Raw genomic sequence first — 23,808 nt, 5'->3', positions numbered from 1 at the left:
AGGGATTATCCGTTACGGCTTACCTGTAGTAGGCGGATTCGACGGGTATCAGCAGACAAAATCTTAAACTGGAAGTTTTCGATATCTACGCTTTCATCTTTTTTCGGCATGCGACCAAATTTTTGTGTAACGATACCGCCAATAGTATCGAACTCTTCTTCAGAGAAATCCGTATCGAAATATTCGTTAAAATCATCAACCGGAGTCAAGGCTTTAACAATAAAGGCGTTTTTATCGAATGGCTTGATGTTGCCATCATCCTCTTCGCTATCATGCTCATCTTCGATTTCACCCACGATCTGTTCCAGAACATCTTCGATGGTGATTAGACCAGACACTCCACCGTACTCATCCATCACGATTGCCATGTGATTACGGGTAACACGAAACTCTTTTAGGAGAATATTTAGGCGTTTAGATTCAGGGATGAAGGTCGCACTGCGCAGCTTGCTTTTAAGATCAAACTGATCGAGGTTGCCTTCTAGGATCAATGGAAGAAGGTCTTTTGCGAGCAGGACACCAAGGATTTCATCTGGCGTTTCACCAATCACTGGAAAGCGAGAGTGCGCGCTTGAAATTATAACCGGTAGGAACTCTTTAGGTGTTTGATCCGCTTCCACAACTACCATTTGTGAGCGGGGAATCATTACATCACGAACCTGCATATCAGATACTTGCATGGCACCTTCCATAATGGTCAGTGCCTCGTTATCTAGCAGATTGTCGTCGGTCGCTTGACGCAAATCGGTTAACAGATCCTCACGGCTGCGAGGTTCATCATTAAACGCTTGGGAAAGCTTTTCTAACCAGCCTTTCGGCTGTCCCGATCGATCTTCGCTCATGGTGTGTCGAGTGTCCTAATATTTAGTTACTTTCCAGATAAGGATCTTTTATATCCATACTGGCGAGAATTTTTCGTTCGAGATTTTCCATCTCTTCGGCTTCTTCATCATTTATATGATCGAAACCGATTAGATGCAAGCAGCCATGCACAACCATGTGGGTCCAATGGTCAAACAAAGGCTTTTTTTGCTCCTCTGCTTCTTTAGCAACCACGTCGGCACAGATAACCAGATCGCCTAGAAGATGAAGGGGCACGCCTTCAGGGACTTCAAAAGGGAAGGAGAGGACGTTAGTCGGTTTATCCTTATCGCGATAAGTGCGGTTGAGCGTTTGGCTCTCTTCTGGTGTCACTATGCGGATGCAAACTTCGCCTTCATCGATCTGACCAGTCAGCGCAGCGGATATCCACTGCTGAAACTGCACTTCTGTTGGTAGATCGCCTTCAATTTCGTATTGAACTTCGCATTCAAAACTCATTTGTGGGATTCCTGCTTGCCTTCTTTTTTCTCAAAGCGGTCATAAGCACGGACGATGTGCTGAACCAGAGGATGACGCACGACATCTTTAGCGGTGAAGTGGGTGAAACCGATATCTTTTACATCGTCCAATACTTGCATCGCATGGATCAAACCGGAACGAGTGCCTTTAGGTAGATCGACCTGAGTGATATCGCCGGTAATAACCGCAGTAGAACCAAAACCGATACGGGTTAGGAACATTTTCATCTGCTCACGTGTCGTGTTTTGACTCTCATCCAGGATAACAAATGAGTTATTAAGGGTGCGGCCACGCATGTAGGCCAGAGGCGCAACCTCGATTACATTGCGCTCAATTAGCTTACCTACACGTTCAAACCCTAGCATCTCATACAGCGCGTCATAGAGAGGGCGCAGGTATGGATCAACTTTTTGGCTTAGATCACCTGGCAGGAAACCTAGCTTCTCACCTGCTTCTACCGCTGGGCGAACCAATAAGATGCGATCTACTTCCTCACGTTCTAAGGCATCAACTGCACAGGCAACGGCAAGGTAAGTTTTACCTGTGCCCGCAGGACCAATACCGAAATTGATATCGTGTTGGAGGATTGAGCGTACATAGCCTTGCTGGTTTTCACCGCGAGGGCGAATCAACGCTTTTTTAGTACGGATGCTGATATCCGTATCTTTAATCTGTTGATTACTATTACGCTGTTCTAGACCGCTTTCTTGAATTAGAAGGTGGATCTGATCTGGTGAGATACGTTTGTCCTGCTTAGCGTCGTTATAAAGTGCTTCAAGCATTTCTGAAACGAAGGTGATGTTTTCGATATCACCCAGCAGTTGGAAGTGATTACCGTGGCTACGGATCTCAATGCCTAAACGTTTCTCAACCAGTTTGTAGTGCTCGTTGAACGGGCCGCCAAGGTTCGCTAGAAACTCAGCATTTTCAGGTTCTAGTGTTATTTTGATCGATTGTGCAGTGCTCAACAGCTTAGCCCGCCTTCAAAGAAAAATTGTCGTCCAGTTCTGAACAGATTAGCTCACCTACTAAAGAGTTGGCATAAGCTTGAGCAATATTCACGTCGGCAAAGTGACCGATTAAATCTGGGTTGTCGCAACGGAAGTTCACAACACGGTTGTTCTCAGTACGACCTGAAAGCAAGCCTGGATCTTTCTTGGAGTAACCGTTAACCAAAATACGCTGAGTGGTGCCCACCATACGACGGCTGATCTGCTGCGCATTTTGAATAATGCGGCTTTGCAGAATTTGTAGACGCGCTTTCTTAGTTTCTTCGTCAATATTGTCAGGCAGGTCAGATGCTGGCGTACCCGGACGACGGCTGTAGATAAAGCTATAGCTGTTATCAAAGCCTATATCTTCGATCAGCTTCATTGTCGCTTCGAAATCAGCGTCAGTTTCATTCGGGAAACCGATGATAAAGTCAGAAGAGATCTCGATATCTGGGCGTGCTTTACGGATACGACGGATCTTTGATTTGTACTCAAGCGCAGTGTGACCACGTTTCATGGCCATTAGGATTTTATCAGAGCCGCTTTGTACCGGTAAGTGAAGGAAGCTCACTAACTCAGGCACATCTTCATAGGCTTCGATCAAGCTGTCAGTGAACTCTACCGGGTGGCTGGTAGTGAAACGAATACGATCAATACCATCAACCTCTGCTACACAACGGATCAATTCTGCTAGATCGGCAGTATCGCCATCATGCGTATCACCACGGTAAGCGTTCACGTTTTGACCGAGTAGGTTAACTTCACGCACGCCTTGCTCAGCAAGCTCAACACATTCAGTAATAACATCGTCTAGAGGGCGGCTTACTTCTTCACCACGTGTATAAGGTACAACGCAGAAAGTGCAGTACTTAGAGCAGCCTTCCATCACAGAAACAAAGGCTTCAGCGCCTTCTACTTTAGGGGCTGGAAGGTGATCGAACTTCTCGATTTCAGGGAAAGAGACATCGACAATGCCTACACCGCCGTTACCGGTTTCAGTAATCATTTCGGGCAAACGATGCAGTGTTTGCGGGCCAAAGATCATATCAACGTAAGGTGCACGTTTTAGAATATTGTCGCCTTCCTGACTAGCTACGCAGCCACCGATACCAATTTTGATATCTGGGTTCTTCGCTTTCAGTTTGCGCCAGCGGCCTAACTGGTGGAATACTTTTTCCTGCGCTTTTTCACGAATCGAACAGGTGTTCAGGAGCAGAACGTCCGCTTCATCAGCGTCCTCAGTTAGCTCAAGATCATGACTTTCCCCCAACAGATCCGCCATACGTGCAGAGTCGTACTCGTTCATCTGACAGCCGTGGGTTTTAATAAATAGCTTCTTCGCCATTGTTCACCTGTATTTTGCGTGTATCAAAGCCCGGCAGGAAAATATGGCCGGGTGCATAAAGGACCGCGCATTATACTTAAGCGGCCAGATAATGAACAGTTTAGTCGAGTTGAAATCGGCTCATTTTATCGGTTGTTTTTGCCGTAAAAGCCTTGGTTTTCAAAGGGGTTTTAGGCATCCGAGGTGACTTATGGGCATTTGGTACTGGTATTTAGTCACTTGGTGCACAGAGGGGGACTCATTAGACTTTAGTTTTGGTAACATTGCCTTCCATTTTTTATCTTTATTTACATATTAAGTAGTTTTTAAGGGAAGGCGTATATGGCGTATTTGGAGCCGCGTGAATTTGTTACCAAGATGGTCGATGCAGGCGAACAAAAGATCTTTATGACCACAAGGGATACTTATATCCGTTCATTGATGGCTGGTGCTATTTTGTCCTTGGCTGCCTTCTTTGCCATTGCGGTGATTACCAATACAGGGAATTTATTGATTGGTGCAATTCTGTTCCCCGTCGGTTTTATCATGTTAAACCTGATGAAATTTGATCTTCTCACCGGAGCTTTCACTCTTGTGCCTCTAGCTGTGATTGATAAACGCCCAGGCTGCACCATTAAGAAGTTATTACGTAACTGGTGGTTAGTTTTCTTGGGTAACCTTTCTGGGGCAGCTATCGTCGCTTTCTTTGCTTCCTTTATCCTGACTTATGGCTATCAAATCGATGGTGGTGCAATTGCGGAGAAAGTCAGTTCAATTGGCGAATCTCGTACCCTTGGTTATCAAGAGCAAGGTATTTGGGGGTGGATTACGATCTTTATTCGCGGCATGTTGTGTAACTGGATGGTTTCTATGGGTGTAGTTGGTGCGCTAATCTCTACGTCAGCTAGCAGTAAAATGGCGGCGATGTGGATGCCGATCATGCTGTTCTTCTATATGGCGTTTGAACACTCTGTTGTGAACATGTTCCTGTTCCCATTTGCGATGATTATGGGCGGCGAGTTTACACTAGTGGATTACCTGTTATGGAATGAGATTCCTACGGTTTTAGGTAACTTGGTCGGTGGGTTCTTGTTGGTAGGTTTGCCTCTATACCTAACCCATGTAAAAACTGGCAAGTAATCGTCTTTAATTAATTAGAAATATCTTATTTTGTGCGGATTTTATTCAGCTAAGCTGAATAAAATCCGATAGTGCTTCTGGTTTTATCCTAGAAGGGTTTTTAAGAGGATTATTTAGTCGAGTTGAGTCAGATAAACCTTGCTCGCTTGCGCTCGACTAGTAAAATTACAGCCTGGATTCCTGTACACAAAGAGAAAAGTTAAATGCTTGCGCTGAATACGCTGAGTAAGAAGAACCTTCGCGGCGATATGTTAGGTGGTTTGACCGCTGCGGTTGTCTCGTTACCCCTTGCTTTAACCTTCGGTGTGGCGTCAGGTGCGGGTGCGGAAGCGGGTCTTTATGGCGCAATTCTAATCGGGCTGTTTGCCTCTCTCTTTGGTGGTACTTCTACTCTGATCTCAGAGCCTACCGGTCCAATGACAGTAGTTATGACTGCTGTTGTGAGTACGCTGATTGCTACGCATCCTGAAAAAGGTCTCGCCATGGCCTTTACCGTCGTTATGATGGCTGGATGTTTCCAGATAATATTTGGCTTCCTAAAACTGGGTAAGTACATCACCTTAATGCCTTACTCGGTGGTTTCGGGCTTTATGTCCGGAATAGGCGTTATCCTAATTCTCATGCAATTGGCCCCAGCACTTGGTCAAACAGCCCCTGCTGGCGGGGTAGTGGGGACATTGTCGAATCTCCCCGAACTGGTTATGAATATCCAGTTGGGCGAATTTTTACTGTTCGTCGTGACCTTGCAGTTGCTTTTCTTTACGCCTGAAAAACTTAAAAAGTACCTACCACCTCAGTTAATAGCGCTGGTTTTTGTAAGTATTCTGTCGGTGCTTGTTTTTGATTTTGAGCAGATCCAGCGTATCGGTGAGATCGATGCGTCACTCCCTTCATTGGTGATTCCTCACTTCACTCACGCTGAGCTAAGTATTATGTTGGTGGAAGCGATGGTGTTGGGTATGTTGGGTTGTATCGACTCTATGCTGACATCGGTTATCGCTGATAACTTGACTCGAACTGAGCACAACTCGAACAAAGAGCTAGTAGGCCAGGGCTTAGGTAATATCATGTCTGGTCTGTTTGGTGGCCTGCCGGGTGCGGGCGCCACTATGGGGACCGTGGTCAATATCCAGTCGGGTGGTCGGACCGCGCTTTCGGGGGTGATTAGGGTCGTCGCCTTGGCCATAGCGGTGTTTGGCGCCGCCTCCTTGATCGAAAATATACCGCTAGCCGTCTTGGCTGCCATCGCTGTGAAAGTGGGGATGGATATCCTTGATTGGTCTTTTATCAAACGTGCCCATAAAGTCTCCCGCCATAGTACCTTGATTATGTACACCGTGCTGCTTCTGACGGTTTTTGTAGATCTGATTGTTGCTGTAGGTATCGGTGTTTTTGTAGCCAATATCATCATTATCCAGAAGCTCTCTATGGTTGAAGCGCAGAAGGTGCGGGCCATGTCGGATGTGGATGATGAGATCCCACTGGATGAAGAGCAGAAAACTCTTCTGAACAAGGCGGACGGACGGGTACTTCTCTTCTATTTGTCCGGTGCAATGATCTTTGGTGTTTCCAAGGCAATAGCGCGTGAACGTCAGGATATTGAAAGACACGAAGCGGTTATTTTTGATTTGAGTGATGTCTCTTTCTTGGATGACACTATGGCACTGTCGATCGAAAACGTAGTGTTTGAGGCTCTAGATTTAGGTAAGCATGTTTCGATTATTACCCGATCAAAAGAAGCTCAGGATAAATTGCTCAAACTAGGTTTAGAGTCTCGTATCAGCAGTAAGGATTTTGCTAGCACTCGTACGGAGGCTTTGGAGCGAGCTGTTCAGTATCTTGATGAATCACAAGTTTATGCCGGTGCGTAGTCAAAGCATCGTGGCTTGTATTGAGTGAATTGCAACCTAGGTTTGCGGAACAGATGGCTAAGAATAACGATCGAATCTATAAAGTGATTTTTGTAAATCAGGATCAAGTTTTTGAACTCTATGCGAAGCATGTTTATCAAAGCGACATGTGGGGTTTTTTAGAGATTGAAGAGTTGGTCTTTGGGAATCGCTCTGAACTCGTTATCGATCCGGGTGAAGAGAAACTGAAAACCGAGTTTAGCGGCGTAAAGCGCTCCTTTATTCCTTCTCATGCCATTGTTCGTATCGATGAGGTAGAGAATGAAGGTGTTGCTAAAATCTCTGAGGTGAAAGGTACTATCGCTACGTTTCCGCTAGCGCCTGTACAGCCCAAATTGTGATCATTTTTTGTTTCAAATCCCAAGCGAATCGTATGTTGAATATTATTTTTAAATGTTCAATATATTAGCTTCTTACCCTTTCTAACTAAGGAATAGCAATGGATCAGGATGATCGCGTTTACCAGCTTCCTGCTGACCATGACCAGCAGGTTGCTCAATTTACCCGTTGGATGTTGATTGGCATCTTCGCTCTAATTCTCATACTTGGTTCTTTGATTTGGTTTGCGGATCGCCTTTTACAACAGGTGCCTTTTGCTGCTGAACGAGACTTTGTCGCGCCCTATATTGAGATTTATCACAGTCAAAGGGATCTAAGTGTTGAAGAGGTAAAGACTGAACGTTATCTTCAGGATTTAGCTGATGGTTTGGCTAAACGCATGAACATGCCTAACGATATAACGGTCGATGTTCATTTGATTGATTCAGATGACATGAATGCTTTCGCTACCTTAGGTGGCAATATCTTTGTTTTGCAGGGCCTTATTGATGCTATGCCAGATGAAAATTCTCTTTCGATGGTGCTTGCTCATGAACTAGGGCATATCAAGCATCGAGATCCTATTGTGAGTATTAGTCGCGGTCTGGCATTTCAGGTCGCTTACAGTTTTATCGCGGGTGATGGCAGTTTAGTTTTATCTACCGGTTCTGAGTTAGGAATGTTGTTTTTTAGTCGTGAACAGGAGCGAGAAGCAGACAAAATTGCGTTAGTAACCTTGCAAAACTACTACGGGCATGTGGCAGGTGCTACCACCTTTTTTGAACAAGCTTTAATCATAGAGGAAGAAGCAAGTGAGGATGCACCAGAGTGGATGCATAGTCACCCGAAACTGCAAAATCGAATTGATCAACTAAACGCAGATATTGAAGAAAACTTCTGGGTTAGGGGTAAAGCGCAGCCCTTGGAACTCTAAATCCAGGCAATAAAAAAGGCTTCGTTGAACGAAGCCTTTTTTGAAAAACTAGTGTGCTTATTGTGCTTTGATTACACGGCCTTCTTTATCTTTAAAAGAGCCCACAGCAATCATGATGAAATCAACTAGAGACCAAATGCCTAGACCGCCCAGTGTTAGCAGCATGAGGATACCAGTACCGATTTTACCTACGTAAAAACGATGTACGCCCAGTACTCCTAAGAAGAAACATAGTAGAAGTGTTGGTACAAAGCCTTTTTCGCTTAGCTCAACTTGTGGTGCAACAGCTGTGTCAGTCATCTCATTATCCTTGATTCGCTTGTTTTAGCTTTTGGCCTGGATAGCAAACGTAGCGTCCTTGGCCATCTTTGAAAGAACCTGTTAGTAGCATTATGGTAATGACAAAAGTGTGCAGACCATCCACTACGAAAAATAACAGCGCCCATAGAAGCTCGCCGTTAAGATAGAAATACATTGTGATAACAAATAGGCTGAAGTCGATAATGCCTTCGAGATAACGACCTAGGTAGAAATGATGAATACCGAGTACGCCAAAGATGGCAGATAAAGAGACAGCGACCGCGTAGCTTTTTTTCGAAGGTTGTTGAGATGTTTCCATGCTGACTTCCTAGCAGTTCCAATTGCTATACAGATAAACAAGATGGTAATCGTCAATAATACATTCAGTCAAGAATAATTCTCATTATTGAATGAGTGTTAATTAATATTTACTAAGCTTCCGAATCAAATTTAAAAAAAAGCCGGGAGTGCCGGCTTGTGGAGTTAGGCTAGCAAGTTACCTAACTCGAGGGAGTGAACAGGTCGCAGTAGATATCCTGCATATTGGCGCCAGCCAAAAATGTTTGTTTACGTAATGTTTTGACGCGATCTTCGGAACCACAGAAATAAGCTCGGTAGCCCTTGGTATTTGGTACCCTGTTTCTGACTACGGCATTGAGATCACCGATTTCGCAACTGTCTGGTTTTGATCTAGTTTCTTCGAGCACAACGGGATAATAAGAGAGGTTTTCGTAGTGTTCACTCAACGCTTTTAACTCTTCGACTAGGTATAAGCCTGCGCTATTTTTAGCGCCAGCGAATAAGCTGATTGGGCCGGTATGACCCTGTTGTAAGGCATCTCTGACAATGCCATAAAGAGGGGCTAACCCAGTACCGGTACCCGCCATAAGGATCGGTTGGTTGAGATCTGTTTTGGTATAAAAACAGTCGCCAAAGGGCCCTTGTAGCTCAATGCTTTCACCCATTACAAATTCATTGAGTGCCCATTGGCTAAACTGCCCATTTTTAAAAATACGTAGCTGTAGTTCTATATGGTCATCGAGGCTTTTTACGCTGGCGATTGAGTAAGATCGGCTCAATCCATCATGACGAACTAAATTGATATACTGTCCTGCTAGGTAATCGATATCTGCTTTTAGTTTAAGTTGCAGAACGGAGTCCGTTAGTTGCTGCTTACTGATTAAGATGCCTTCGGTTGAGGATACTTGCGCATTCCGTTGAACGCTCATTGCAGTATTTGGCTGACAGCGACAAGCCAGAAAGTAGCCTTGTTGCTTTTGAGTCTCTTTAAGACCTTTTTGAGCATCAGCTGGTGGCGTACCTTCTGTTGCTTGGAGCATGCAGCACTGGCAAGCGCCAGCACGACATGAATTGGGAATGTCGTGACCAGCATCCAATAAGGCTTCTAAAAGGTTAGAGCCTTCTTTGACCGTAATATCAGCCTCTTCAAATCTGACGCTTACCATGTTGTGACTCCTTAGCGATTAAGCACATCGTCTTTAACGCTGCCGGCAATACCTGCAATTTCGCCGATATCACTTTCACTCACGCCGAGTTCGGTCAGCGTCGCGGCTAGGTTTTCAACGACCGCATCAAAATGGGTTTCGTTAAGTCCTTTAAGGTGTTTGTGCCCTTCACGCATATCTTGTCCGGTGTAGTTGTGTGGGCCGCCGAATACCATGGTTAAGAAGGCTTTTTGCTTGGCTGCTTGGCCATCCATATCTACATCATCGAAGTAGTGGCTGATACGGTCATCAGCAAGCACTTTGCGGTAAAAAATATCGACGGCAGCATCTACCGCTGCTTCGCCACCAATTCGCTCGTATAAACTCATCTCTTTTTCCTCTTGGACCTTCTCGCCTTCTTTAGGGCGATTAAGAACATCATCTCTTACACTTTCCGCGATACCTGCAATTTCGCCGATATCTTCACTGCCAACACCCAGTTCAGTTAGGGTCGCGGCTAGGTTTTCAACGACCGCATCAAAGTGACTATCGTTTAGCCCTTTGAGGTGTTTATGGCCTTCGCGCATATCCATGCCGGTGTAGTTATGGGGGCCACCAAAAACCATGGTTAGAAAGGCTTTTTGTTTTGCGGCTTGACCTTCCATATCAACATCATCGAAGTAGTGGCTGATGCGATCATCTACCAACACTTTGCGATAAAAAATATCCACAGCAGCGTCTACCGCTGTTTCGCCGCCTAGTCGTTCATAAAGAGAGGCTTGGCACTTAGCCCCGCCGAAAATTGATTTCAATTTGCTGAAGAAACAACCCATGTTAGATCCCTCATTCTTTGATTTGTGAAAGCATGTAGCCAACTGCTAAGCCGATCTCTTCGTCAGAAAGATCTGTAAAACCACCTTTAGCTGGCATCAGGCCAATACCATTAATGGCATGTTCGACCAGAACGGCCTTGCCCTGAGTCGCACGTGTTTTCCACATCTTTTTGTTACCAACGATAGGGGCGCCGTTGATGCTTTGTGCATGACACGCAAAGCATCGGCCCTCTACGATCTCTTTCCCTTGTTGCAATTCGGGAGACAGAGCAGCAGTCTTCGTTGTCTCGCTTGAGTCACATCCTGTGGCGATAAAAGACACTAGGATTAGTGTGAACAGCGACATCAGAGCACCGTTAAACATGGGTGATTACTCGCCTAGAGGTACACGAATTACGACACCACCCATAACATCACCGAGTTTAAAGTCTGTTTTAGGGCTATCTTTATGGCCGTTGTGACAGCTCACGCAGGCTTTTACAGAAGCAACATCTGCGTAAACCGCAGTGAAGTAGTCTTTGCCACCTAATGTTTCTGTTCCGTAGAAGTTTTTACCTAGGTTTTTGGCAACGTACTCAAGGCCTTCTTTCTCCATGTCAGTACGTGGTGCGTTTTGTGAATTGATTGGCCAAATTGACTGGAGAGAATATGTGAAGTCATCCGTTACTTCCGATACAGATTCATAACCTAAACGGAACATCTGCGCTGGAAGTGGTACACCGTTATCTACATCTTTCCAGTGCTCAACTGGCATAACGGCATCAGCTCCTTTAGGGCCAAGACGACCAACAATGTATTTTGTGTAGTTAGTACGGTCAGCATTCATTACTGCGAAGAGTGCGTCAGTGTGTTTGCTTGGATCGATACCAACCGCTTTCTCTTCTTCCTGACAGCCTGTGATTGCTAGTGCAGTTGCCGCTATTGCAGTGGCTAAAGTTACTTTTTTCAGCATAGTATTTTCCTCGTTCCCCAAGTTCTCATAAGTAAATCGGTATAGGGCTATTTAGCTTCTCGGTCTAAAACCATCTGGATTGACGGAATGTTTTGAGAAGGGAGCCCTTTAAAATTGTTTTCAATCAGTACTTCATCAGCCAAAGCGTCGATGCTGAATGAAAGGGAGTGACAATCCATGCAAACGCTTCGGATCATCTTTTCATTCGGGCGTAAATTCATGCTTTGGTTGTGCTGTACGCGAACGACCTCTGCACCAAACTCTTTGTGCACTTCGCGCGGCATATGGCAGGTCGCACAGGTCACGCCGCTGCCTGCTGGCAGCTCGCCTATTAGCTCTTGCTTCCAAAGTTCTGCGTGAGGTGAATTGGCATAGTTCTGTGTATGGGTATCGTTGTGACAGCTGATACAGGATTCGACAGCAGCGAGCTTCGGCTCAGGTTTATGAGCATCGTGGCAGCTTGCACAGTCCAGGCCTGTTGTATCAGCGTTCTCATGGAAAGCGGCTCGACCGGTGGCTGGACTCATCTTGCCCAACCCTACCGATAGCTTCATACCGTGCTTTCCAGCCAAAAAGCCTTTTTCTTCGTGGGTATGACAGCTATTACATGCGGCAAGACCTGGATCGTCTTGCCATGCTTGTCCTTGTGGTGCATGGCAACTGGTACAGTTCACACCAGCTGTCGCATGTATGCTTTCACTCCACTCTTTAAGGTGTTCAGGCGAGGCAGAAGGCGCATCAGCCTGATCTATTGATAGACTTGCTTTACGTTTGATTGATTGCGTACCGGTTCGAGCTAAAACCTGGGCCATCGCTTTGATCATTGGGCCTTCGTTGTTGCTCAAAAGGAAATCTTCATAGAGTGCGCGGTTGTCGTGATAGTTGTGGCAACCTGCCGAGGCGCAAGTGTCAAACCCCATGCCTTCATGACTTGGTCGTTCTTCGGCAATTTCTGCATGACACTCGTAACAGAAGTCGTCTGGTAGCGTTACACCCATCTCGAAGGTTTGATCTTGTTTATGTTCCCCATGACAGGTCACGCAGCTCACGGCATTGATCTTTTCGAGTCGATCAGCGTTACGTGGGTCGGTAAACTTTTTGATTGGATGTGAATCGTGGGAGGTTTTCAGTTCTTCTTGGTGGCAGCCTAAGCACGCATCATGGATGACCTCTTCACCACCAAAAGGATCGGTGTGGCAAGTATCACAACTCATCTCGATTTGATGGTGACCGTGTGTCGCTTCACCGATTATGAAGTCAGGCTTCTGTTCTTCTAAGAACATCTGGTAACCAAAATAGCCTGCCAGCGAAAAGCAAAGCACTAACCAAGCAAGCCAGATAGATAATTTACGACTCATGAATATCTCTCCGACCTAGAAATAGTAAACACTGAGAATGTGGAAGCTTAAAAGGGCTGGCAGAGGCCAGCTCAGTAATAAGTGACCCCAAAAGCCGATGCCGCGTAGTTGCTTACCGACATTGAAGGACAGCTTGTGTTGCATGCCTATCGCGAGGCTGATCACAATGCCTAAACCCGCTAAGAGTAAAAAATTGATCAGTAGCCATTGGTTAAGGGCTTGGCCACTATTGAATCCGGTATGGGCCAATAAAATGATTAGGCAGAGGAGGGCCAAAATAGTGTGTAGACTGCGCCAGAGCTTGTAAGAGCCAAGCTTAAGTGCTTTGCTGCGTTTCTTAAGCGACATAAGAAGGCCAACAATCGTGAGGCCTAACAGCGTGAATCCAGTTACTTGCTTGTAGAAACCATCGTTCCAGAAAAGATCTAAGCGCATCGAATCTTGCACGGATGTGCTGACAGTAAAGGCTGGCACCATAAGAAAGGCGATCAATGCGGCTAATACCCCTAAAGAGGTGATCAATAAATTTCTGCTGTCTGGTGCGGCTTGTTGCTCTGCTTCGGAGCCAAGAATTTGTTGAACAAGCGGCTTACAACTACCGCATGTGGTTGTAGCGCCTGTGCATTTGGCAATCGTTTCCATGGTACAGCAGCCTTGCTGGTCCATGGCGTAGCTGAGTTGTCCGCGAGTCACGTTGTTACAGTTACAGATCACTGCGGTTTCTGGCCAGTTTTCTGGGCTATTAGACGCTGGATTCCAAAGGTTTCCGGTAAAGCGGAAGCGCATAATCTGCCATGCGTAAACTCGGCGCTGGTGGGTGATCAGCTCCTGAATACGAGGGATCTCATCCCAGTCGCCAATCGCCATCGCACCGACAATACGCCCTTTGCGAATGGCTAATTTGCGATATCCACCATCTTTAGTCTTGTAGCTGAAAAACTGTTTTTTATCGTAAGGCTGATCGTCTAAGACATCACCCATACTGAAAACGGATTCGCCGACGACTTTAAGGCGAGCGATGCTATGAGAACCTAAATATTGGCTATCGCCTTGGGTCATGTGATTGGCAGCAACAGCGGCTTGTTCGAAGCCAGGAGCTACCAACCCGTAAACTTTATCTCGGTGTTCCGCGCATTCACCAATGGCGTACACGTCTGGATCAGATGTTTGTAAGCTATCGTTGACGCGAATGCCGGTACCTACTTTGATCCAAGCTTTACGGGCTAACTCAATATTAGGTTTGATACCTGCAGAGATGAGTACGGTGTCACATTTGAGTGTTTCACCATCACGTAGTTTGACCCCTTCAACCCGGTGATCACCGACTACGCCTTTAACTCCAGCACCAACAACGACGCGAATGCCCATAGATTCAAGCTGGCTTTGTAGCATGGCAGCGGCATCATCATCTAACTGTTGATTCATGATGCGGCTAGCTTGCTGGACCAAAGTGATGTTGGTCAGATTGCCTTGCATGGCACGCGCGGCTTCTAAACCGAGCAGGCCGCCGCCAACCACAACTAAATCTTGGCTGCGTGTTGTACGTGCTTTGAGTTTTTCGGCATCGCGCATGTTGCGGAATGTGAATACACCTTCCAGATCTACACCAGTGATATGTGGAACGTGTGCACGAGAGCCTGTGGCGATGACTAGCTTGGCGTAACTGTAATGATTAGCTTCTGAATCTGTAACGCTGTGGTTTTCAGTATCAATCAAAACGATCTCTTTGCAGAGGTATTTGAAAAGAGGGTCGTTATCTAATTCATCTAGTGGAAGTAATAAGTTTTCTGCGGAGTCTTGACCTGCAAGTAGGGCGCTCAGGCGAACACGGTCATAGGGAAGGTAGGGTTCATTACCAAATAAAATTACCGGTGCTTGAGGTGCGTTTTTACGCAACTCTTGAATAAACCTGAATCCAACAGGACCCGCTCCGACCACAATGATCGCTTGATCCCATTTGTCAGCACCGTTGCTCACTTTTGGTTGTACTTCGCTCATTATTTGCTCCCCTCGGTCGTGCTCAATGACCTTGGTAGTGATAGAGCAAAAGTCTTGCCAAAAATGTTTTATCTTTACATTTTTATATAAAAAATCATTTAAGTTCAGTGTGTTAGTTTGATTTTTTTTGTATGTATGAATATGGCTGCTCTTTATGTTGCTGTGCACCATAAATTGGCTTGGTCAAAAAAACAGCAATAAAACTGCGCAAAAAAGTTACGTTGTCGGTGTGCCAAAAAGGAGCAAAAGCGGTTTTTTGAGGGGGATGATTTAATCGGTTTGCCCCAATTTGGATACAATTGAGGGGGAATTAGTAAGCGTGATTTAAGTGTTAACAAAAGGCTTCATAGTTACACGACTAGATCAACCTGCTGTAAGGTACCTGTCTCGCCTTCCTCTGTTAGAAAGAGACCTGTTGCACGAATTTTTCCGGCCATTTCGTCACTATGTTGACCTGCACTGAGCTCCCAGTCTGTCCGGGAATATCCAAGATATAAAGCGCCAATATCTTTGTCGGCTAAAGTGAACATGCTGCTACTGCCATCATCATGCTGGACCCAGATGCGTAATTGATCCCAGATCGCATCGCCTTCATCGATAAAACCATTTTTATCATCATCGTAGGCTGCGAGCTCTTTAAAGCCATTACCTGACTGTGCGCCAAACAGCTCGTTACCATTATCAATTGCACCATTGTTGTTTTTGTCGAGGGCGATATAACCACTCGAGTCATCAAGACGATGGACGGTATCCAGCTCACCATCGCTATCTATATCGAACTCAATTGTATCTGTGCTAAGTTCGGCGTCTTGGCCAGAAAAGTTGATCACGAGAGGATCTTTAAGCGCTGCCCCCAAACGAATTTGAAAACTGTGATTCTCGCTGAGTGAGCGGCTCATATTGAGTTGTAGGTTAAGATCGATAACCCGACCGTCTGCAGTACGCACTTGCCCTTGGGCTTGAAACTGGACTTGCTCGGTGGAGGTCGTGGTTTCGCTGTAGCTGTATTCAAAGCCGTGTTCTAGGGCTTCGCTAGAAGTAATACTCAGTTGGTTGGCGGATGTCGTCGCTTGCTCAGTAGTCGAATTGTTACCGCTATTTCCTACAGCTTGCGCATCTAACATGCCGACGTTGAAGCTTTTGCCCGTCATGCTCTCAAACAGCTTTTTTAGAAGCTCAATTTTGACTTTATCTTCTGGGTTTAGCTCAAATAGACTTGAGCTACTCCCCGTCGTCTTTGTGATTAGCTGATCAAGGCTGTATTTACCGACATTTTCCCGTTCCATCTGTTTGCGGAAATCGGCATAGGTTGATTCATCAGCTTGAGTGCTTTGATTTACTTCTTTTACCACCCGCTCCCTGTGGCTACCTTCGACCAAATTTTCTTTATTGAAAGCATCGCCAGCGCGAACATAACCCTCGGTTAGATGTTCTCTAATTTCGGTATAGGTCGATTGGTGTGCTGCACTCTCCAGTGCAATATCAGAAGCTGCAATACGCATTGCTTCGCCCTCTAGTCCTAATTATTCCATTCGATAGTTATCGGCAGCAGTCGAGGGAAGCAAAGGGTGAAATTAAGAATATGAAAAAGTTTCAGTTTCCTTTCGTTAGAACAGCAGTGTCTTAGAACGCTTGCCAGGGATCTCGCGAGCAAGTTTTGGCACTAAGTAACCCGGTAATGTTGCCTGCAGCTGTTGATGCAACGCGATGGCTTGATCGTCAGGAATATCAAAGTGAGCAGCGCCTTTTACCGGATCTAGGGTGAATAGGTAGTAGGGCAAAATACCGAAGTGAAATAGCTTTTCACTCAGTTCAGTTAGCGCGGTTGAACTATCATTGACGCCTTTGAGTAATACCGCTTGATTTAAGACGGTAACGCCTGCTGTTCTTAGATCTGCGCTAGCTTGCTCAACCTGTTGATCCAGTTCATTAGCATGGTTGGCATGAAGAACCATCGCGATATCGAAACGGCTATTGGCAAAGAGCGTGGTTAACTCGGAGGTTACTCGCTGCGGGATCACTATCGGTAATCGGGTGTGGATTCTTAAGCGTTTTAGATGAGGAATCTCTTCTAAATCCGCAATCATTCTTAGCAAGCGTTTATCCGAGGTAGCTAGAGGATCGCCTCCTGAAAAGATCACTTCGGTAATGCTGTTATCTGCATTTAAGTACTCAAGTACTTGTTGCCATTGCTCAGAACCTAAGCGGTTGTCTTGATAAGGGAAATGGCGGCGGAAGCAGTAGCGACAATTTACTGCGCAAGCTCCACTGAGAATAAGCAGTACACGACCGTGATATTTGTGGATAAGTCCATCACTGTGGTTTGCAGCCATCTCGGCAAGAGGGTCGGTGACATAGCCAGGAATATCCGCGCTTTCTGCATCTAACGGCAGAATTTGGCGTAACAAAGGATCGTTTGGATTACCTTTTTCAATCCGCTGTAGAAATGGCTTTGGCACTTTTAGTGAGAAGAGATCGCTTCCTTGTTGCGCTCCATGAAGTAGTGATGCGGGGAGATCTAATAGCTTAAGCAGTTCGGCTGGATCATCAACCGTGTGACTCAGGAGCTGTTGCCAGTCGGCTTCTTCCGTGACGGGAATGGGATTAGAAATAGAATTCATGATGTTTTTGTACGGAATTACGACTGAAAGTTGCTCGCATTTTCCTTTCAAGTAGAATGTCTGTCAATTTTACGATCAACAGGGTTTGTTGGTTGAGAAAAACTTACAAGAGATACAGAGAACATTATGGGCAACATTTCTACTAACCAGTTTAAAAATGGTCAGAAAGTAATGATCGACGGCGATCCATGCGCAATGGTTGACGTTGAATTTGTAAAACCAGGTAAAGGTCAGGCGTTCACACGTGTTAAGTTGCGTAACCTAATGTCCGGTCGTATCTGGGAACGTACCTTTAAATCAGGTGAGAGCGTTGAGCAGGCTGATGTAATGGATACGACTATGGAATACTCATACTACGATGGTGAGCTATGGTACTTCATGGATCCAAATACGTTTGAGCAGGTAGGTGCGGACGAAAACGCAGTTGCTGAAGCTAAGCCATGGTTGAAAGAGCAGGACTCTGTAACGGTTACGTTGTTCAACGGTAACCCAATCTCTGTGACTCCAGCTAACTTTGTTGAGTTAGAAGTAACTGAGACAGATCCAGGTCTTAAAGGCGATACTGCTCAGGGTGGTTCTAAACCAGCAACATTGAGCACTGGCGCTGTTGTACGCGTACCTTTGTTTATCAACGAAGGTGAAGTACTCAAAATTGATACACGTACGGGCGAATACGTTTCTCGCGCGTAATGTTGTTAAGGGGCAGATCACTCTGTCCCTTTTCCTCTCCTAGCTTTATTTCTCCTACCTTGTCATCTTCTTGACGAACACCACCACAAACAGCGCCATTGTAAAACTGCCTAAAAACGCTTCAACAGCTGCAACAAACCTTGCGAGCCCTATAGGTGCTATGTCTCCGTAACCTAGAGTCGTGAAGGTCACAACGCTAAAGTAGATTGCATTGAGAAACTCCAAGAAGATTGCAGTAGCTCCGGTGCTGCCCGAATAAATGGGATTGGATGCGGTGGTGCCGAGAAAGAAATACACCAGTGCGCACAGCAATATCAGACAGACTGAAAACATTACGACCCTGATAGGGGATTCGCCGTAACCACAAAAAAGATCGACCCCTTTTGAGATAATGCGTCGGGAACTGTACATGGGCATTTGGTAGCGCCTGAAGATCATCTCCTTCTTAAAGAAATGACCAGCTATATCAAAAAGTCCTTCTTTCTCACATTGTTTGCGGATTATCCGTGCGACCTCTTCGGCCTCCTGGCATAAAGATACGGCGTCTTGAACTTTCTTTTGCTGAAATGCTTCAAGCGCTCTGCGTTCTTGTTGGAGTTCATCTCCCCAATCGATATTTTCAAGTCGGGTGTGGCTTAGATCTGCACCGAGTAAGTTACAGTTTTCTAAATGGGCACAATGAAGATTGGCACCTGCCAAGGTGCTTTTCATTAAGGAGGAGCCTCTAAGGTCGAGCCCAAAACAATGCGCATTGCGCAGATTCGCGCGGTAAAAGTCAGCTTCCCGACATTGATAACCCTGTTTGCTACCACGGTTTACTAAATTGATATCTTCCAACTGCGCGCGTGCTAACTGAAATCCATCGAGAGGCTTGCCTGCTTGAGCCCATTTTTCCACAGCGTTCTTTACGCCTTCATCCTGACTTTTATCCACAGAAGGGTCGTGCCAGTAGCATAGGCCTGAGTCATTGGCGGGCTCACTGCATTGCCAACCATCTGGATTGCAATAAGAACAGTTTTTAGGTGTTGTCATGGCTGCATACCTCTACAGCGACCGTTATTCCGTGATATGCATAGTGCACTTAAGTGTAGAAGGGGATAAGTGAAGTGACCAAACAGATGGACAGTTACGTATGTGGGTTCATCGATTTAATTTTTATTGGAGGGGGTCAAGCTGATAAAGTTACGCCTAGTGGTTTTAGATGGAATAAGTAACTTCAGTATGAATGATTGGCAGCCTTCAGCTTCAATAGACAACTTGCGTAAACGCGGCGAGTTATTCGGATATATTCGTGATTTTTTCAAGCAGAGAGGTGTATTAGAAGTAGATACGCCAGTGATGTCTAACTGTGCGGTGAGTGATCCTTTTATCGATAGCATTGAGGTAGATTACCGCGAAACCTTAGGCGCAGAAGGGCGACAGCTATATCTGCAAACATCACCTGAATATGCCATGAAACGCTTACTTGCTGCTGGTAGCGGGCCTATCTATCAGATGAGTAAGGTGTTTCGAAATGGCGAATACGGTCGTCGTCACAATCCTGAATTTACCATGTTGGAGTGGTATCGTCCGGGCTTTGATGATGCTGACCTGATAGATGAAATTGAAGCCTTGATTAAGCCTGTCTTACAGTTGGATAAGGTAGAACGTATCACCTACTCGGATCTGTTTTTCCGCTATTTAGGCTTCAGGCCGGAAGAAGTCGTTTTAGAAGACCTAATTAAAGAAACGCGGAAGCACATAGATATCGAGCTAGATGACTCTGATCCAGATACTTGGCTGAATTTGTTGATGTCTCATGTCATCGAACCACAGCTTGAACAGGTCGATGCCATTTTTGTGATGGACTATCCACAAAGCCAAGCTGCATTGGCGCGAGTGCGAAGGAATACAGCGGGAATAACTGTCGCAGCAAGGTTTGAGCTGTTTGTCAGAGGCGTTGAGTTAGCGAATGGTTATTACGAACTGACAGATAGTGTCGAACAAAAGCGTCGTTTAGAAGCTGATCAAAAGCAACGAGCTGCATTGGATCTGCCACAGCGTCCTCTTGATACTCGTCTTGTGAATGCGCTGGAGGTAGGGATGCCTGATTGTGCTGGCGTAGCCTTAGGTGTTGATCGGTTGTTGATGTTAGCGCTTAGAGAATCTTCCTTAGCCAATGTTATCCCTTTTGATCTGCCGCGTGCTTAAGTGGGGTATGTTAATCGATGAATGAGTTTAAGTTGGTTTACGGTGGTTATCAGAGCCAGCTTGGGCACTATTGCGATATTTTGGTTGATGATCAGCCACTACTTGATGGGGTGAGTGATTATGAAGCGGCTTTTGCAGGCAGTATTAGTGGCGCCTACATCTGTGGTTTTAATCAAGAGATGTTGCAGCGAGCTTGTACTGATAGTGAGATCGTATTGACTCCATTTGTGTGTAACTGCGGTGATATAGATTGTTGGCAGTTAAATCTAACGCAATCTTGTTATTCAGATATCGTTGCTTGGTTCAATTGGAATAATCCAGCTCGGTCTAAACAGGATGGTTGGGATTATCGAGATTTTGCTCCGCTGAATTTCTCAGCGGAGCAGTATTTTGATGAATTGAAACGCGCTCTTAAACTGATTGAGTCTAAGTCGGATCTTTAGTTTTTAGGCTGGTAATTCATTGACCAGTGCACGTTTAATTCGGCGAACGGCTTCTTCTAGCGTGCTTCGGGTGCAGCCGAAATTCAAACGCATATAGTTATTGTCGCCAAAGTCTCTTCCCGGAGACATGCCTATACCAGCTTGCTCAAAAAAATGTGCTGGGTTGGTCAATTTCGCTCCTGATACATCAATCCAAGCAAGGTAAGTGGCTTCAATTGGGGCGAGTTTTAGGCCGGGGATCTGATTGATCTCCTTTTGTAGGTAATCGCGATTAGCTCTGAGGTAATCAAGCTGTTGTTGATTCCATGCTTCACCTTCCTGATAAGCGGCAATAGCTGCGGTGTATCCAAGTAGATTCACATCAGGCACAACACCTTTCTTAGTGTTAATAAATTTCTTACGTAGCTCTGGATTACCAATAATGGCAAAAGAGCAGCCCAAACCGGCGATATTAAAGGTTTTACTTGGCGCCATGAGCGTTATCGTTCTTGCCGCGATCTCGGGGCTGAGTGAAGCAATAGGTGTATGTTGCAGCCCTTGTTCGAGAATCAAATCGCAGTGTATTTCGTCTGAACAGATATACAGCTCGTGCTGAATAATGACCTTTGCAAGGCGTTCTAGTTCTTCTTTGCGATAGACCGTACCACCGGGGTTATGAGGGTTACAAAACAGTAAGAGCCGCGTTCTATCGGTGAGGGCATTTTCTAACGCATCAAAATCGATGATCTTGCGGCCATCAACGTCCTGCATCGGTAGTGTGCAAACCTCACGATCTGAGAGGCGAGGAGCCGACATAAAAGGCGGGTAGATAGGCTTAGGGGTTAAAACTGTATCTCCACTTTCACCGAGGCTGCGGCAAGCGAGGTTTAGACCGCAAACTAAACCGGGTAACCAAACAATGTCATTGCTGTTGACCTCCCAGTCGTAAAAATTCTGCATCCTTTCAATAACCAGTTCATTAAGCTCAACAGGAACATTAGTGTAACCAAAAACACCGTGGTCTATACGTTCATGTAGTGCTTTAATCACGGCAGGCGGAGACATAAAGTCAGTGTCGGCAACCCACATAGGTAGGATGTCGCTATCACTGTATTTTTCCCACTTCTGACTCGCTGTACCTTTACGGTTGATTTGATAATCAAACTCTGTGGACATGATCTCTCTACTTGTTCGTTATTTGCCGAAAACACGGGTTGCAAAACAGCCGCCCGGCGTTATAGTGGTGGGCATTGGATTACCACACAAATCCCTGTAGCTATGAGCTATCAAGAGAGTAAAGCAACGCGAAGTTTTAAGACTGGTTTTTATTGTCGATAGCGTTGAAAACTATCCCTGCTTTTTGAACAGTATAGTGCTCTCCTGTCCTTTTTTTGAATACAGATTTTGTAAAGAATTTAGAGAGCAGCGATAATTGTAAGTATTGATCGCTGGTGAGTCGGTTTGGAGCAAACCTTATGAGCAATGACAATCGTGTAATTATTTTTGATACAACTTTGCGTGATGGCGAGCAAAGCCCTGGTGCATCAATGACGCGTGATGAAAAGCTGCGTGTAGCTAAGCAGCTTGAGAAGATGCGTGTTGATGTAATTGAGGCTGGTTTTGCTATTGCGAGTCCGGGTGATTTTGAGTCGGTAAAAGCGATTGCAGAAGCTGTGACGGAAAGTCGCGTTTGTTCTCTATCTCGTGCGCTTGATGCCGATATCGACCGTGCAGGTGAAGCACTTCAGAATGCAGCAATGGGTCGTATCCATACCTTCATTGCAACGTCACCTATCCACATGAAATACAAACTGCAGATGCAGCCTGATCAAGTGGTTGAGCAAGCGGTCAAAGCAGTAACGCGTGCGCGTAACCTAATTGATGACGTTGAATTCTCACTAGAAGATGCAAGCCGCTCTGAATTGGACTTTATGTGCCGTATCATCGAGAAAGTAATCGATGCTGGTGCACGTACAATTAATATCCCAGATACTGTTGGTTATGCGGTACCGGGTGAGTTTGCTCACACAATCGGTCAGCTAATCCAGCGCATTCCAAATGCTGATAAAGCGATTTTCTCTGTACATTGTCATAACGACTTAGGCTTAGCTGTAGCTAACTCTTTGGCAGCTGTTGGTGCCGGTGCGCGTCAGGTTGAATGTACGGTAAACGGTTTAGGCGAGCGTGCAGGTAACGCTTCTTTAGAAGAGATCGTGATGGCGATCCGCACTCGTAAAGATACCCTAGGCGTAGAAACGAATGTCGATACAACTCAGATTGTGCCGGCATCGCGTTTAGTCTCTAGTGTGACCGGTTTCCCTGTTCAGCCTAACAAGGCAATCGTGGGTGCAAATGCCTTCGCGCATGAGTCTGGTATCCACCAAGATGGTGTTCTTAAACACCGCGAAACATACGAGATTATGACTGCTCAGGATGTGGGCTGGAACACAAACCGTATGGTACTGGGTAAGTTGTCTGGTCGTGCTGCGTTCCGTACACGTTTAGAAGAGCTAGGTACAACATTTGCGACAGACTCTGAACTAAACAATGCTTTCTCTCGCTTTAAAGAACTTGCTGATAAGAAGAGCGAGATTTTTGACGAAGATCTAGTGGCTCTAGTAAGTGATACTCGCGCTACAGCAAGCAGTGAGCAGTTCAAGCTAACAAGCCTATCTGTGACTTCTCAAACAGGTGAGACGCCTGTGGCTAAGATTGTGATGCAAGTGGGTGACGAAGAGAAAACAGCGGAAGCGACGGGCGGTGGTCCAGTTGATGCGGCATTTAAAGCGATTGAGATGATTGCAGATTCTGGTGCGAGCTTGCAGATCTACTCAGTAAACGCTGTGACAGAAGGTACAGATTCTCAAGGTGAAGTGACGGTGCGTCTGGAAAATGCAGGCCGTATCGTGAATGGCCTAGGTGCGGATACTGATATCATCATCGCATCAGCAAAAGCCTATATCCATGCTTTGAATATGCTGGATGCAAACGTTCAAAAAGCTCACCCTCAGGTGTAACTGAGGGTTAAGCGTTAAGGCAA

General features: G+C 45.7%; 24 protein-coding genes. 8 read left to right on the top strand and 16 right to left on the bottom strand.

The genetic code is table 11. The features are described from left to right. Positions 1–5: 5 nt before the first annotated feature. The 4 genes from ACMXYW_RS14425 to miaB are packed head-to-tail and all read right to left on the bottom strand — an operon-like array spanning position 6 to position 3,678. Positions 6–842 carry an HlyC/CorC family transporter gene (locus ACMXYW_RS14425; protein ID WP_415899256.1) on the bottom strand — a complete coding sequence of 279 codons (837 nt, stop codon included), beginning with the start codon at positions 840–842 and terminating at the stop codon, positions 6–8. Between the two features lie 22 nt (positions 843–864). Beyond that, positions 865–1,320, bottom strand: a complete 456-nt coding sequence (gene ybeY, locus ACMXYW_RS14420) for an rRNA maturation RNase YbeY (RefSeq protein ID WP_415904513.1) — start codon at positions 1,318–1,320, stop codon at positions 865–867. Next, the gene (locus tag ACMXYW_RS14415) at positions 1,317–2,309 is read right to left on the bottom strand and encodes a PhoH family protein (protein WP_415904512.1); all 993 of its coding nucleotides are present in this window, start codon (positions 2,307–2,309) and stop codon (positions 1,317–1,319) included. The genes ybeY and ACMXYW_RS14415 overlap by 4 nt, the downstream gene beginning before the upstream one ends. A gap of 4 nt (positions 2,310–2,313) precedes the next feature. Continuing rightward, the gene (gene miaB, locus ACMXYW_RS14410; RefSeq protein WP_415882489.1) at positions 2,314–3,678 is read right to left on the bottom strand and encodes a tRNA (N6-isopentenyl adenosine(37)-C2)-methylthiotransferase MiaB; all 1,365 of its coding nucleotides are present in this window, start codon (positions 3,676–3,678) and stop codon (positions 2,314–2,316) included. 321 nt (positions 3,679–3,999) lie between these two features. On the opposite strand from miaB, the gene ACMXYW_RS14405 reads away from it, so the two are divergent. The 4 genes from ACMXYW_RS14405 to ACMXYW_RS14390 all read left to right on the top strand — a co-directional run bounded on the left by ACMXYW_RS14405 (position 4,000) and on the right by ACMXYW_RS14390 (position 7,959). Next, positions 4,000–4,797 carry a formate/nitrite transporter family protein gene (locus ACMXYW_RS14405; protein ID WP_415904511.1) on the top strand — a complete coding sequence of 266 codons (798 nt, stop codon included), beginning with the start codon at positions 4,000–4,002 and terminating at the stop codon, positions 4,795–4,797. Positions 4,798–5,000: 203 nt separating this feature from the next. Continuing rightward, positions 5,001–6,668, top strand: coding sequence for a SulP family inorganic anion transporter (locus ACMXYW_RS14400; RefSeq protein ID WP_415904510.1), 1,668 nt, complete (start codon positions 5,001–5,003; stop codon positions 6,666–6,668). A 53-nt stretch (positions 6,669–6,721) separates the two neighbouring features. Then, the gene (locus ACMXYW_RS14395) at positions 6,722–7,048 is read left to right on the top strand and encodes a DUF1820 family protein (RefSeq protein ID WP_415904509.1); all 327 of its coding nucleotides are present in this window, start codon (positions 6,722–6,724) and stop codon (positions 7,046–7,048) included. A 98-nt stretch (positions 7,049–7,146) separates the two neighbouring features. Next, positions 7,147–7,959 carry a M48 family metallopeptidase gene (locus ACMXYW_RS14390; protein WP_415904508.1) on the top strand — a complete coding sequence of 271 codons (813 nt, stop codon included), beginning with the start codon at positions 7,147–7,149 and terminating at the stop codon, positions 7,957–7,959. Between the two features lie 57 nt (positions 7,960–8,016). Here ACMXYW_RS14390 and ACMXYW_RS14385 read toward each other — a convergent pair whose 3' ends face one another. From ACMXYW_RS14385 to epmB, 10 genes are all read right to left on the bottom strand, one after another. Next, a complete protein-coding gene (locus tag ACMXYW_RS14385; RefSeq protein ID WP_415902082.1) occupies positions 8,017–8,259 on the bottom strand; it encodes an NINE protein in 243 nt (80 codons plus the stop codon). Between the two features lie 4 nt (positions 8,260–8,263). After that, a complete protein-coding gene (locus ACMXYW_RS14380; protein ID WP_415904507.1) occupies positions 8,264–8,578 on the bottom strand; it encodes an NINE protein in 315 nt (104 codons plus the stop codon). A 181-nt stretch (positions 8,579–8,759) separates the two neighbouring features. Further along, complete coding sequence (locus ACMXYW_RS14375) at positions 8,760–9,725, bottom strand: 2Fe-2S iron-sulfur cluster-binding protein (RefSeq protein WP_415904506.1); 966 nt, start codon at positions 9,723–9,725, stop codon at positions 8,760–8,762. Positions 9,726–9,736: 11 nt separating this feature from the next. After that, entirely contained in the window at positions 9,737–10,537 is an 801-nt protein-coding gene (locus ACMXYW_RS14370) for a group I truncated hemoglobin (RefSeq protein ID WP_415904505.1), read from the bottom strand. A gap of 10 nt (positions 10,538–10,547) precedes the next feature. Continuing rightward, a complete protein-coding gene (locus tag ACMXYW_RS14365; protein WP_415904504.1) occupies positions 10,548–10,901 on the bottom strand; it encodes a c-type cytochrome in 354 nt (117 codons plus the stop codon). Positions 10,902–10,907: 6 nt separating this feature from the next. Continuing rightward, entirely contained in the window at positions 10,908–11,489 is a 582-nt protein-coding gene (locus ACMXYW_RS14360; protein ID WP_415882482.1) for a DUF3365 domain-containing protein, read from the bottom strand. Positions 11,490–11,536: 47 nt separating this feature from the next. Further along, entirely contained in the window at positions 11,537–12,847 is a 1,311-nt protein-coding gene (locus ACMXYW_RS14355; protein ID WP_415904503.1) for a cytochrome c3 family protein, read from the bottom strand. A 15-nt stretch (positions 12,848–12,862) separates the two neighbouring features. Next, positions 12,863–14,845: an FAD-dependent oxidoreductase gene (locus tag ACMXYW_RS14350; RefSeq protein ID WP_415904502.1), complete on the bottom strand. Its 1,983-nt coding sequence runs from the start codon at positions 14,843–14,845 to the stop codon at positions 12,863–12,865. 350 nt (positions 14,846–15,195) lie between these two features. Continuing rightward, a complete protein-coding gene (locus ACMXYW_RS14345) occupies positions 15,196–16,347 on the bottom strand; it encodes a hypothetical protein (RefSeq protein WP_415904501.1) in 1,152 nt (383 codons plus the stop codon). 105 nt (positions 16,348–16,452) lie between these two features. Next, complete coding sequence (epmB, locus tag ACMXYW_RS14340; RefSeq protein WP_415904500.1) at positions 16,453–17,466, bottom strand: EF-P beta-lysylation protein EpmB; 1,014 nt, start codon at positions 17,464–17,466, stop codon at positions 16,453–16,455. 126 nt (positions 17,467–17,592) lie between these two features. Here epmB and efp point away from each other — a divergent pair, with 126 nt between their 5' ends. Beyond that, positions 17,593–18,156, top strand: coding sequence for an elongation factor P (efp, locus tag ACMXYW_RS14335; RefSeq protein ID WP_415882477.1), 564 nt, complete (start codon positions 17,593–17,595; stop codon positions 18,154–18,156). Between the two features lie 54 nt (positions 18,157–18,210). Here the strand turns inward: efp and ACMXYW_RS14330 are convergent, their stop codons facing one another. After that, a complete protein-coding gene (locus ACMXYW_RS14330) occupies positions 18,211–19,188 on the bottom strand; it encodes an ion channel (protein WP_415904499.1) in 978 nt (325 codons plus the stop codon). A 189-nt stretch (positions 19,189–19,377) separates the two neighbouring features. On the opposite strand from ACMXYW_RS14330, the gene epmA reads away from it, so the two are divergent. Continuing rightward, the gene (gene epmA / locus ACMXYW_RS14325; RefSeq protein WP_415904498.1) at positions 19,378–20,346 is read left to right on the top strand and encodes an elongation factor P--(R)-beta-lysine ligase; all 969 of its coding nucleotides are present in this window, start codon (positions 19,378–19,380) and stop codon (positions 20,344–20,346) included. Positions 20,347–20,363: 17 nt separating this feature from the next. Next, complete coding sequence (locus tag ACMXYW_RS14320) at positions 20,364–20,789, top strand: hypothetical protein (protein WP_415904497.1); 426 nt, start codon at positions 20,364–20,366, stop codon at positions 20,787–20,789. Positions 20,790–20,792: 3 nt separating this feature from the next. Here the strand turns inward: ACMXYW_RS14320 and ACMXYW_RS14315 are convergent, their stop codons facing one another. Then, a complete protein-coding gene (locus tag ACMXYW_RS14315) occupies positions 20,793–21,944 on the bottom strand; it encodes a MalY/PatB family protein (protein ID WP_415904496.1) in 1,152 nt (383 codons plus the stop codon). 299 nt (positions 21,945–22,243) lie between these two features. Here ACMXYW_RS14315 and ACMXYW_RS14310 point away from each other — a divergent pair, with 299 nt between their 5' ends. Further along, entirely contained in the window at positions 22,244–23,785 is a 1,542-nt protein-coding gene (locus ACMXYW_RS14310; RefSeq protein WP_415885858.1) for a 2-isopropylmalate synthase, read from the top strand. Positions 23,786–23,808 lie beyond the last annotated feature (23 nt).

This window comes from Neptuniibacter sp. QD48_55, from assembly GCF_047778115.1.
Classification (GTDB): Bacteria; Pseudomonadota; Gammaproteobacteria; order Pseudomonadales; family Balneatricaceae; genus Neptuniibacter.
Note: the sequence above shows the minus strand (reverse complement) of the source record. Positions and strands in the feature narration are given on the sequence as shown.